Genomic DNA, 11,689 nt, shown 5'->3' with positions numbered 1-11,689 from the left:
TGCGATCCATGCGCTTCCGAGATCGGGTAATGCTTGCGCAGCGGTTTGCCGATAACGGTTCGGACTTGGTAAGCTCCGCTACCTGCCGAACGCGAAACGTTCCACCTGGATTCCCCCCACCCAGATTGCCCCACGAGTCGAGACCAGATGCCGAGAAATCCCACCGTCGTCCGTACCGTCCCCGCCCTTCGTCGCGCCGTCGACACCCTGCGCGCCAAGAAGGCGACCGTCGCACTGGTCCCGACCATGGGAGCGCTCCATGACGGCCATGTGTCGCTGGTGCGGCTCGCCAAGCGCCGCGCCAAGCGGGTCGTCGTCTCGATCTTCGTCAACCCGACCCAGTTCGCGCCGACGGAAGATTTCGGTTCCTATCCGCGCACCTGGAAGGAAGACGTCGCCAAGCTCGCCGCCGAAGGCGTCGACCTGATCTGGCATCCCGAGGTGAAGGCGATGTACCCCGACGGCTTCGCCACCAGGATCGTGCCGGAGGGACCGGCCACCGCCGGGCTGGAGGATCGCTTTCGGCCGCATTTCTTCGGCGGCGTCGCCACCGTGGTCGGCAAGCTGTTCACGCAAGTCCGGCCCGATGTTGCGATCTTCGGCGAGAAGGACTTTCAGCAGCTTCGGGTGGTGACCCAGATGGCCGCGGACCTCGATCTCGGCGTCAAGGTGATCGGGTCGAAGACGGTACGCGAACGCGACGGCCTCGCGATGTCCTCACGCAACGTCTACCTCTCGGCGGAGGAGCGGCGCGCGGCCCCCGAGCTCAACCGGGTGATGAAGCAAGCGGCGGGCCGCCTGCGCGCCGGCGAGGACGCCGCGAGCACAATGGCCACCGGCGCTGCTGAGATCACCAAGGCCGGCTTCGTGCTCGACTATCTCGAGGTCCGCCACGCCGCCTCCCTGGCGCCGATCGGGTCGCTGAAGGACGGGCCGATGCGGATGCTGGTGGCGGCAAGGATCGGCAGCACGCGCCTGATCGATAACATCGCGGTCTGATGGGGCCGGCCGCATCGAGCGGTCCGATTGCTCAGAGCAATCCGAGGTCGCGCAACTCGCGGCGCATGGGTTCCGGCATCGACGCCACGCTGGCTGCGCTCGACTTGGTGAGATCTGCGGGCGCGGAGTCCGCGGTCAGGTAGCGCCAGCCCTGGAACGGCCGCATCGGTCGCGGCGAGACCGCGATCACCTTGGGCTGCATCACCAGCCGGCAGCGTCCGATGCCGTCCTTGTCGCGGAACGGCTCGATCGCGATGATCTTCTCGCGCGCGGCGATCTCGCCACGGATCACCCAAAACAGTGAACCGCCGGCGAGGATCTCCTCCTCGCGCTTCGGCGTCATCCGCGTGATGTGGACGTGACGGAGCGGCAGGCCTTTTTTCTTCGCGGTCGCCATCCGTTCGGCGACCCAGCCCTTGAGTTCCTTGACCGAGTCGCAACCGACGGCGAGCTTGATGAGATGAAGCGGCATGCGCCGGATGTAGCGGCCGGCGCGCGCTTTGGAAAGGGAGCGATAGCAGCGGCAGTGGATATCGGGATTTACTAACCGGAACGGTGCGACGACGACGGCTCAAGCCGCCGTCGTCACGCTCATTCCTGGTTCGCGGCCGCCGGCGCACTCGCCGCGGCAGGCGGCGGCGCTGGCGCTGGTGCCGCAGCCGGCGCGATCTGGACCGGACGCTTCGCTGCGGGTGGGCGCTTCGGGGCGGCCGGCGGCGCGGCGGCGGCACGCGCGGCCGGCGGCTGGGCCGCTGCAGCCGGCTTCGCCGGTTCGGGCGTCATGATGCTGACCGGCGGCGTCGAGGACGCGCTCGGAAACTCCGCATTGGTCGGCTTGCCGGTCGGCATCGACGGCGGCAACGCTGCGACCAGGCCACCGGCGGCCGACGCCTGCGCACCGGCCGGCGCGTTCCAGAACGCCGCGTAGCGCGTGACCAGGTTCTCGTAGGTCCGCTCGTTCATGTTGTTGATGATCTGGTGGTTGTCGCCCAGCGAGCGGAACGCGGGACATGCGGTCGGCGTGCAGTGGTCCCGCGCCATCAGTGCGTAGGCCACCAGACCGTAGCGGTCGTGCTCGACGGCGCGGCGCAGCGCCTGCAATTCCGTGGTGGAATTGCGCTCCGCGGTTGCGAGGTCGCCGAGCGCGGTCAGGCGCGAAATCTGCGCCGCCGCATAGCTGACCGCGGCCGCAGCGGTGTCAGACGAACCGAACAGCACTTTCTCGCAGGCATTGAGAACGGCGTCTCCGGCGAGGTCGTCGACGCAGGCCAGCGCTGGCGCGGTCTGGCTGGTGAATTGCGCCGTCCGAGTGTCGGCGGGCGCCGCCTGCCCGCCCGGCCCGAAGCCGCGGATCGTGGCGGCGACCGCAACCGCGATCGACAGCAGCGTAATGACGGTCAGCGCGCCGTTGGCGACGGACTTTTCCGCGCGCAGCAGCGTGACCAGAACGACAATCCCAAAGAAGCCCGCAGCGGCCAGCGTCAGCCACATCGGGAAGGTCGGTGAGCGCCAGATCTGATCCAGCGAGGAAGCCCAATTCATGCGCGATGTCCCTCAACGCGGCGTAAGCACAACCGGCGACGGCGAACGTCGCCATCCCGACGTCCAACCTTCAGCACAATGGGTCTGCGAACAGGGCCTTTTGACGGCGACGGCGCGGAACCCGCTCCAGCCACCGGCTTGCGCACAACGCGTTCAGGACAGCGCGAGCTGACTCTCCTTGGCCACCCGTTCGAAAGCTTCAGTCGAGCTCTTGATACGATACTGGCAATCGTCACCATCGGTCGGCAGCAGGCGGATCACCTCATAGGTGCCGCTCGCAGCGGGGCGCGCCACGTTGCTGGCCGTGAAATAGACGATCTCGCCAATCGAGTACTTATGCTTCAACGCCCTCTCCATTTTCTTAGAGATTGCTGGCTGAGCTGACAGTCCCGATAGCTCAAGCCGGCATTTTGAGAACCCTGTGGCAACCTAGCACATCGCACCGCCCCAAATCCAGCAAGATTGGGGCATGGTGAAGGTGTGATTTTGCAGGTTTTTCAGGGCGATAGGCAGCAATTGACTTGCCAGCCGGAAATTGCCCGCCGACCCCGGCCGGAACCCGATCCCACAGCCTCAGGCGGTATGCGGCAACTTTCCGTTGGGGCTCGCGCTGTCGACTGCTCCCGGAAGTTGCTGGGCCAGCACCTTGGACAGCTGGTCGATCGGAATGTTGAACTTGGCGGCGAGCTGCTTGACGGTGTCGCTGCCCAGCACCTCCTGGAGCTGCTCGGCGGTGATCGGCAGGTTCTGGCCGGTGCCGATCCAGGATTTGACCTGTTCGCCGAGCCCAGCCTGCTCGAGCTTGGCCATGATCGCCGACAAGCCACCCTGCCCGCCATTGCCCATCACCTGGCCGAGCACAACGGGGATAACGGCCGCCCCGAGCTGGCCAAGCATGCCTTTCAGCTCCGGTGAATTCTCCAGGGAATCGAGAATGCCCATGGTCTAAGTCCTTTCACGACTTGCAAAACCGGTCTTTCGGATTCGACGCCTTCGGCCCCGCGGCGTCAAGCCGCGATCTTTGCCACCCTTGTCACAATTCGGCAGCGCGAGGACGATCAAGCGTTCTCGAATCGCTCGATCCGCAGCGTCTCGGCCAGGCCGTCGCGGGTCCATTCTTGGAACGCCGGAAGCTGCATCATGGCATCGACATAATGCTGCGCCTCGGCCTTCACCGGGATCGCGTAGGTGCGGAAACGATGCACCACGGGCGCGTACATCGCATCCGCCCCGGAGAATGCCCCAAACAGGAACGGACCCTGCTTGCCGTAGCGCGCGTGGCAATCGGCCCAGATCTCCTCGATCCGCGCCACATTGGCCCGCGCATCGTCCGACAGCGCGACGGCGCGGATCGGCCGGTGCAGGTTCATGCCGCATTCGCTGCGCAGCGGCACGAAGCCGGAGTGCATCTCCGCCGAGATCGCGCGGGCATGCGCGCGCGCAGCGCGATCCGACGGCCAGAGCTTCGCCTCGGGAAACTTCTCGGCGAGGTATTCGATGATCGCCAGCGAATCCCACACCGTGACGTCGCCGTCGATCAGCGTCGGCACCTTGCCGGCCTTGCTGAAAGAGAGGATGCGGTCCTTGTCGGCCTGGTCAGTGTAGAGCGGAACGAAGATTTCCTCGAACGGGATGTCGTTGGCGCGCAGCGCCAGCCAGGGCCGCATCGACCATGACGAATAGTTCTTGTTGCCGATGACGAGCTTGAGCATGCCTGTGAATCCTGTTGCCACGTCAGTTTGCCATAGTGCATTGCACGCGTTCAACCTGTACATGACGCGGGATGCGGCGCGGCGCGACGCGGACCTGCCGCGCATTGACGAAGGAAGGCACCAATGACCGGCTATTGGGTCGACATCCTGGCCGTCGGCTTCTTTGCGCTGGAATGGCTGGTCTACGCCATCACGCTGGAGCACACCGCCTACGGACGCGACAGCCTGTCGGCGCGGATGCATGTCTATCGCGAGATCTGGGTGCGGAATCTGCTCAACCGCGATGCCCGGATGGTCGACATGCAGATCATGGCCAGCCTGCAGAACGGCACCGCGTTCTTTGCCTCCACCAGCCTGATCGCGATCGGCGGTGCGCTGGCGCTGCTGCGCGCGACCAACGACGCGCTCGCGGTGCTCGGCGCATTGCCGGTCAACCTGACGCCCTCGCCCGCGCTGTGGGAGGTCAAGTGCATCGGGCTGATCCTGATCTTCATCTACACGTTCTTCAAATTCGCCTGGGCCTATCGTCTGTTCAACTATGTTGCGATCCTGTTTGGTGCGATGCCGCCGGCCGGCCAGCGCGATACGCCGGAGGCCGAGGCGCATGTGATCCGCACCACGCGGCTGTTCGAGACCGCGGGCCGGCACTTCAATCGCGGCCAGCGCGCGTTCTTCTTCGCGCTCGGATATCTCGGCTGGTTCGTCAGCCCCTGGGTGCTGTTCGCCACCACCGCCGCGGTCGTCATCGTGATCTGGCGCCGGCAGTTCGCCTCGAACGCCTGGCAGGCGATGGGAAGCTGAGGAATTGATCGAGCAGCAAGCGCGACCGCACTCTGCTCCCTCTCCCCGTTCTTACGGGGAGAGGGTTGGGGTGAGGGGCTGGCTCCGCATCGACGGACACAGACGCACTCGCGGAGGCTCCCCTCACCCGGATTGCATCTGGCGATGCAATCCGGCCTCTCCCCGCACGCGGGGCGAGGCGAAGTTCGCCGCTCGTCCTCGCCCTACGACGCAAAATCGCGCGGCGTGAAGTCGAGGTCGAGCACCTTCCATTCGCCGTAGCGATCCCGCGGCAGCATCGCGTAGGGCTGGCAGGCCTGCAGCGCCTCCGTCGCGCTCTTGAGCAGCAGCGGGCCCTTTTCCGATGCCGTGGCTTCGATCAGCAACGGCGATGCGCCGAGCTTGCCGTCGGGCTTCATGAACACCCTGAGCTTGATCCTGACGTCATCGCCGGTGCTCAGCGTCGCTGGGAGTTTCATGCAGCTCTTCAGATGACGGCGGAATTCGGCGACGACGCTGGAGCCGACATCGGCCTGCTCGGTAGCGGCGGCGTCGAAATTGTCCTTGCCGGGACCGGGGCCGTGCGGCGCTTCGGCCGGCAGCTTGACGGGGATGTCGGGCGGCAAGCCAAGCATGACATTGTATTTGACGGACAGGTCCGGCTCAGGCTGCACATAGGCGGGTGGCGACGGCGGCGCTGATTGCTGCGCCATCGGCTGGGGCATCGGCGGCGTCTGAGGTGCCGGTGTCTGCGGTGCCGGCGGCTCGACCGCGGCATGCTGCGGAGCCGGGCTCGGTTGGGTCTCCGGCGGCGTCGCCTGCTTCTGCGCCGGTTGCTGCGGGGCCTGCTGCGGCTGAGGTGCGGGCGCTTGCGCCGGTGGTTCGGACTTGGCTGTGTCCACAGGCTTGTCGAGCGACGGCAATTGCAGCTCGGGCGTCGGCGACGGGCTCGGCACCGGAGCGGGCTTGGTCTCGGTCTGGACCTCGCTCCTGGCGACCTCCTGCGGCGTCACGATCTCGACCGGCACCGTGTCAGCGGCGACGGGATCGAACTGATGCACCTCCGAATACAGGAAAATCAGCGCGAGCAGCATCAGGTGCACGAACACCGACGCCACCATATCCGCGTTTGGCCGAAACTTCATCCCACTCGATCACATCAGTGTCGTCTCCCCGCCGGTCACAATACCGGCTGGAACCCGCCTGCCTCAATCCCCATTCGGTGCAAAACCGCAATCGGCCAGCGCGCAATAGCATGATCCGAACCGCTGCCCAGCCATTTTCCGCGCGGCGATTCACAGGCGAGGACCGAATACGCCATGGGACCGTCAGATGAGCCGTCAGCGCGCAGCCGTGCTCCCCATGGCCGAAATCTCGCGCATGTCCTCATCCGACAACTCGAAGTCGAAGATGTCCAAATTTTCCTGGAGCCGCTCGAGCTTCGAGGTGCGCGGGATCGCGGAGACATTCTGCTGCACCAGCCAGCGCAGGCAGACCTGGGCAGCCGTCTTGCGATAGCGGTCGCCGATCCGCGCCAGCGCGCGGTCGCCCTTGACGCGTCCTTTCGCGATCGGGCTGTAGGCGACGAACGCCATGCCATGGCGCGTGCACGCCTCGATCACGTCGGCTTGGCCCAGATAAGGATGGTACTCGACCTGATCGCAGGCGAGCGGCTCGGGGCACGCCGCCACCGCCTCCTCGATCAGCGCCACGTTGAAGTTCGAGACCCCGATATGCCGCGCCAGTCCCGCCTGCCTGACCCGCGCCAGCGCGCCGAGCGTCTCGGCAAGCGGCACGTGCGGATTCGGCCAGTGCAGTAGCAACAGATCGACCTCGGTCAAACGCAGCCGCGCCAGGCTCTCCTTGGCGGCACGCTCGAGATCCTTCGCCATGAAATGCGTGGTCCAGATCTTGGTGGTCAGGAACACATCGTCGCGCTTGATGCCGGAGGCGCGCAGCCCCTCGCCGACCTCGCGCTCATTGTCATAGATCTGGGCGGTGTCGATGTGCCGGTACCCGAGCCGCAGCGCCTGCTCGACGATGCGGGCGCAGGTCCGCCCGCGCAGCTCCCATGTGCCGAGCCCGATCGCGGGAATTCTGGCACCGTTGCCTTCGACCACATTCATGCGCCCATTATGCGCGCACGACGAGGACCTGCCAACTCACGTATCAGTTCCGCGGTGAGCCGTCGCTACCGCTCACCGCTCCGGCTGGTAACCGTCGGTCAATGTCTTCAGGAACGCGATGATGTCGGCTTCATCCTGCGCCGTCATCGCGGGCGTGTCGCCGAGATGGCGCTCGAACGGCGGATCGGCGACGTCGACATTGCCGTGATGCTTCTCCGGCAGGTCGTCGTATTTCCTTAACCTGCCGTCGGCCGTACGCGGGTAGACCTTCTCCGGATTTGTATCGCGGAAGTTATAGAAATCGAGCACCTGCTCGAGGCTGGTGAAGACGCCGTTGTGGAAGAACACGCGGCGGGTTGCGGTGTTGCGCAAGGTCGGCGTCAGAAACATCCCGCAATATTGCGTCTGCTCGGCAATGTCGGTGCGATACGGACCGCAGACCCCGAGATCGAAATAGTTGGGATCGCGGTTGCTGGCGAGCGCGGCGTTGCGCGGCGCGCCAAGCGCCTCATACTGGTGGTCGGTGAACAGCGGCGGCAGGCCGTCGCGGGTCGGCGCCGAGGTATGGCAGCCGCCGCAATTGGCCTTGTCCGGATCGTTGAACAATTGCAGGCCGCGCAACTCGCCCTCGCTCAGCCGCGTCTTGCCTTCCAGCCAGTAGTCGAACTTGCTGGTGTAGGGATGGAAGCTGGGCTCCTCGACCTGATAGCGCGCGACCGCGAACATCGCCTCAGCGACCAGCAGCCGCGTATTGTCGAAGACCTGAGCGCCGAACAGTTCGGCAAAGCGCGGCGCATAGCTCGCCTGGCGCAGCTTCCGCGCCACCACCTCGATGCTGCCGCCGTCCATCTCATTGGGATCGAGCAACGGGAAGATCGCCTGGTCCTGCAGCGTATCAGCGCGGCCGTCCCAGAACAGTCCGCCCTGCGGCACGATGTTGACCGCCGACGCCGCGGTGCCGGTCGCGACCTTTTTCGAACGTGTGGCCTGCTGGCCGGCCGCGGCCAGTTGCGCGAAGTCGACGAGATTGTCGTCCTCGTCCTTCTCCGGCCCAATGCTGAAATTAGGTTGGCGCTCGAGATAGGTCAGCCCCGGAACGGCGCGCGTCCCCTGCCGCGATTGCGCGGGCCCGCCGAACATCACCGCCGCATCATTGGGCGGACCGTAGGCGTGGTCCGGACTGTGGCAGGAGGCGCAGGACAATGCGCCCGACGACGACAGCGACGCGTCGAAGAAGATCTTCTGGCCGAGCTGCGCCATGCCGGACAGCGGGGCGACCGGCGGGCGCCTGAGCTGCACCGGATGCGGATTCGTCCCCGGAAGTCCTTGGGTCTCGACTGCCGCAACGGCGCCGGCCATGCAGAGCAGGCCGGCGCCGAGAAGCCACAACATGCGGCCGTTCATATGACGTCCAGTGATCCCAGATCGTTAGTGGTGATGATCATCAGACGGGCTGACGATCACCGTGCCGGCCGTCGGATCGAGGAACAGCTTGTTCTGCCGATCGTCATCGTCGCGATCGTGGCCATGATCGAAGTCGAACATGTCCGTGATCGATTCGACGCTGTCGTCGAACGCGCCGCCGCCGAGACGCTGGCCGTGCAGCCAATTGTCTTCGATGAAGCGCACGACGGACGCCTGCGAGATGCGCGTGTGGCTGACGAAGTTCTTCTTGGCGTAAGGCGAGATCAGCAGGAACGGGATCCGCGTGCCGGGACCGCAACGGCCGTTCACCGGCTGGCCGTTGAGGCCCTTCGGCTGCGTCTGCTTGCCAATGCCGCGGCCGCACTGGCCGGGACCGTTGACCTGATCGGCGGTCGGATCATACGAGGCGCTGATCGGCGCAATGTACTGGTGGTCGTACCAGCCGTCCGAGTCGTCATAGGTGATGATGACCGCGGTCTCGCGCCACTCCTTCTGCTTCTGCAGGAAGTTGATCAGCTCGACATTGCCCGCCTGCTCGTCGAGCGGATCGGAGTTGCCGGGATGACCGTCCTGATAGGCCGGCATCTTGATGTAGGAGACGGCCGGGAAGTTGCCGGCTTTCACCGAAGCGTAGAAGTCCTCGAGATCGTAGGCATGATTGGCCGGATCGAGCGTCTTGCTGCCGGGAACGTAGGTGTGGCCCACAGCGTTCACCGAGTTCGGCCGTGCATGAGACGGGTTGGCGGTCGACTTGTAATACTGGAACCAGGCGTGGTGCGGGATGTAGTCCACGATGGTGCCGTTGACGTTGCTCGAGAACGTGCTGCGGCCGCAGTTGGTGGTGCCGTTGCTGTTCTTGAGCGTCAGGTCGAAGCCGCCCATGAAGCTGCCCCAGCTGATCTGCTCGGCGTTGAGCAGGTCGCCGATGTTCTTGCTGGTCATCAGGACCTGGCTGGTCGTGCTCGAGCACTGGTCGTAGGCAGGATCGGTATCGCCTATCAGCGTCAGGCCGCCCTGGCCGTCGGCGATCGACGATGACGTGCCGACGATGTTCTGCGCACCGTTGGTCTGGCCGGAAACCACCTCGAGCGCGCCGGGCGTCGACGGACCGAAGGTGTCGGTCCAGTTGTTGTCGCTCATCGCGAAATTCTGCGCGTAATTCCAGAACGCGGTGACGGTGTTGCCGTCGAAATAGCCCATCACCTGCCCGTTGGTGCCGAAGGCGCCGACGCCGCCGGCAGTGCCGCGACCGGTGAATTCCGGAAACAGGTCTTCCTTGCCGTTGTCGACCGCCTGCTGCTCGGGCATGTAGGCGTGGTTCTGCGAACGCGTGTTGGCCTGGGTGCGGTCGAGACGGAACGGATTGGTCGCGCCGGTGCCGTTGGCCGGATTGGTGTTCGGGTTGTTGGTCAGCAGATTGGCGTTGGCGAGGTTGTTGACCTTCGGCGTATGCGGCTTGGCCGTGAACGGAATCGAGCCGGTCGGGTTGGCGGCATTCGGGTAGGTCGCGAAATAGTGATCGAACGAGCGGTTCTCGTTGAAGATCACGACGAGATGCTTGATCGGCGTTGCCGTGTGGATGTCGTGCGGATGACGATGATCGTGATCTCTATCATCGTCGTGAGCGGCGGCGCTGCACACAACTGCAGCAGCAGCGACCAGGCAGACTCCGACCGTCGAAAGGAATTTCGCCTTCACTTCTTGCCCCATTTTTAAGGATTTATGACGTCGACGTGCGACAAGTTATCCATCGCCGATGACAGCGCTGTGTAAGTTTCATCACAGCGATTCATCATCGCGCGTTCGATTCACGCGTCGGTTGCAGCGCTTGCGAAGAATGTTGGATCGATCTCAATCTCGATGACGCCGGCACGCGCGTCACGGCACGATATGCTCCCGCGCATACTGCGTCGGCGACAGTCCGACATGGCGGGTGAACGCGACGCTGAACGCGCTCGCCGGCCCGGTCTACCCCGCGTCCAAGACCGCGCTCAACGCGATCACGCTCGCGATGGCGATCGAGCTCGAGGCACCCCGGCTTCACCCGAACGAACCTGAACGGCTATGCGGGCACCGACACCGTCGCGGAAGGCGCCCGCGAGGCGGTGCGCGTTGCGCTACTGGGCGCGGACAGCCCGACCGGCACGTTCACGCACGCCACGCTCGGGACAATCCCATGGTAGTCGCGCGAGCAGTCGGAGAGCCTAGTCCTTCATCCCGGTGATCGACGCGCTCACCGCTCGCGGATCGCGCTGCGGCCAGCGCCCGCTCTCGACCTGCGACAGGAAATCGCTGACGATCCGGTTGTACTCGTCGGGCTCCTCGATGTTGATGGCATGGCCGCAGTTCGGCATCACCGCGAGCGCGGCGGACGGGATGCTCTGCTTCATCAGGATGCCCGGCAGCAGGCACGGCCAATCCTCGTCACCGGTGATGATCAGCGTCGGCATCGTGATGCGCTTCATCTCGTCGACCAGCGTGTAGAGCGAGGGACGCTCCTTCTGAACGCCCTGCTGGGTATTGGCCGATCCCACCGCCGAGTGCTCGGCCAGCATGCGCTTGAACTCGGCATGGCCGCGCGGGTCCTTGTTCTCGTATTGCACGCGCGTCGGCCCGTAGACATAGCGCTCGGCGAACGCCGGCATGCCCTCCTTGCGGATCATCCCCGCGATCACGTCGGCCTCGGCGCGAAACGTCTCGCGCTTGTCGAGCTCGGCGCCATAGCCGCAGCCGCCGACGCACAGCGACAGAGCACGCGTCGGATGCCGGATGCCGAAATGCAGCGTTGCAAAACCGCCCATCGAGAGGCCGATGATATGCGCCTTCGGCGCGCCGATGTGATCGAGCACCGCCAGGATGTCGTCAGCGGCGCGCGCCTGCGAGTAGGACGCGACCTGTTCCGGCACATCCGACGGCGGAAAGCCGCGCGCATTGTAGGCGATGGTGCGGAAGCGCTTGCCGAAATGCCGCATCTGCGGCTCGTAGCTGCGCAGGTCGCCGGCGAATTCATGGACCAGGATCACCGGATGGCCGGATCCGGTCTCCTCGAAATAGAGCCGCACGCCGTCATCTGTTGTCGCGTAGGGCATGGTGGTCTCCTGCCTT

The 11,689-nt window shown here is 65.1% G+C and carries 12 protein-coding genes; 2 read left to right on the top strand and 10 right to left on the bottom strand.

The window, feature by feature from the left end:
• The first annotated feature begins 147 nt into the window (after window positions 1–147).
• Complete coding sequence (gene panC, locus ACE10Z_RS21160; protein WP_375789608.1) at window positions 148–999, top strand: pantoate--beta-alanine ligase; 852 nt, start codon at window positions 148–150, stop codon at window positions 997–999.
• Window positions 1,000–1,030: 31 nt separating this feature from the next.
• Here the strand turns inward: panC and ACE10Z_RS21155 are convergent, their stop codons facing one another.
• From ACE10Z_RS21155 to ACE10Z_RS21135, 5 genes are all read right to left on the bottom strand, one after another.
• A complete protein-coding gene (locus ACE10Z_RS21155; RefSeq protein ID WP_375789607.1) occupies window positions 1,031–1,471 on the bottom strand; it encodes a DUF1489 family protein in 441 nt (146 codons plus the stop codon).
• 119 nt (window positions 1,472–1,590) lie between these two features.
• Window positions 1,591–2,541, bottom strand: a complete 951-nt coding sequence (locus ACE10Z_RS21150; RefSeq protein ID WP_375789606.1) for a hypothetical protein — start codon at window positions 2,539–2,541, stop codon at window positions 1,591–1,593.
• A 153-nt stretch (window positions 2,542–2,694) separates the two neighbouring features.
• On the bottom strand, window positions 2,695–2,898 hold the full coding sequence (locus ACE10Z_RS21145; RefSeq protein ID WP_092114848.1) for a hypothetical protein: 204 nt from the start codon (window positions 2,896–2,898) through the stop codon (window positions 2,695–2,697).
• A gap of 216 nt (window positions 2,899–3,114) precedes the next feature.
• Window positions 3,115–3,483, bottom strand: coding sequence for a YidB family protein (locus ACE10Z_RS21140; protein WP_375789605.1), 369 nt, complete (start codon window positions 3,481–3,483; stop codon window positions 3,115–3,117).
• Window positions 3,484–3,599: 116 nt separating this feature from the next.
• A complete protein-coding gene (locus ACE10Z_RS21135; protein ID WP_375789604.1) occupies window positions 3,600–4,253 on the bottom strand; it encodes a glutathione S-transferase family protein in 654 nt (217 codons plus the stop codon).
• 123 nt (window positions 4,254–4,376) lie between these two features.
• Between ACE10Z_RS21135 and ACE10Z_RS21130 the strand changes: the two genes are divergently transcribed.
• Window positions 4,377–5,054, top strand: a complete 678-nt coding sequence (locus ACE10Z_RS21130) for a DUF599 domain-containing protein (protein ID WP_375789603.1) — start codon at window positions 4,377–4,379, stop codon at window positions 5,052–5,054.
• 203 nt (window positions 5,055–5,257) lie between these two features.
• Here ACE10Z_RS21130 and ACE10Z_RS21125 read toward each other — a convergent pair whose 3' ends face one another.
• The 5 genes from ACE10Z_RS21125 to ACE10Z_RS21105 form a co-directional block, all read right to left on the bottom strand.
• Window positions 5,258–6,178: a hypothetical protein gene (locus ACE10Z_RS21125; protein ID WP_375789602.1), complete on the bottom strand. Its 921-nt coding sequence runs from the start codon at window positions 6,176–6,178 to the stop codon at window positions 5,258–5,260.
• A 195-nt stretch (window positions 6,179–6,373) separates the two neighbouring features.
• Complete coding sequence (locus ACE10Z_RS21120; protein WP_375789601.1) at window positions 6,374–7,159, bottom strand: aldo/keto reductase; 786 nt, start codon at window positions 7,157–7,159, stop codon at window positions 6,374–6,376.
• Between the two features lie 72 nt (window positions 7,160–7,231).
• Complete coding sequence (locus ACE10Z_RS21115) at window positions 7,232–8,551, bottom strand: cytochrome-c peroxidase (RefSeq protein WP_375789600.1); 1,320 nt, start codon at window positions 8,549–8,551, stop codon at window positions 7,232–7,234.
• A gap of 36 nt (window positions 8,552–8,587) precedes the next feature.
• A complete protein-coding gene (locus tag ACE10Z_RS21110; RefSeq protein ID WP_375789599.1) occupies window positions 8,588–10,282 on the bottom strand; it encodes a phospholipase C in 1,695 nt (564 codons plus the stop codon).
• A 506-nt stretch (window positions 10,283–10,788) separates the two neighbouring features.
• Entirely contained in the window at window positions 10,789–11,673 is an 885-nt protein-coding gene (locus ACE10Z_RS21105; protein ID WP_375789598.1) for an alpha/beta fold hydrolase, read from the bottom strand.
• Window positions 11,674–11,689: the final 16 nt, after the last annotated feature.

Source organism: Bradyrhizobium sp. Pha-3 (assembly GCF_042258615.1).
Classification (GTDB): Bacteria; Pseudomonadota; Alphaproteobacteria; order Rhizobiales; family Xanthobacteraceae; genus Bradyrhizobium.
Note: the sequence above shows the minus strand (reverse complement) of the source record. Positions and strands in the feature narration are given on the sequence as shown.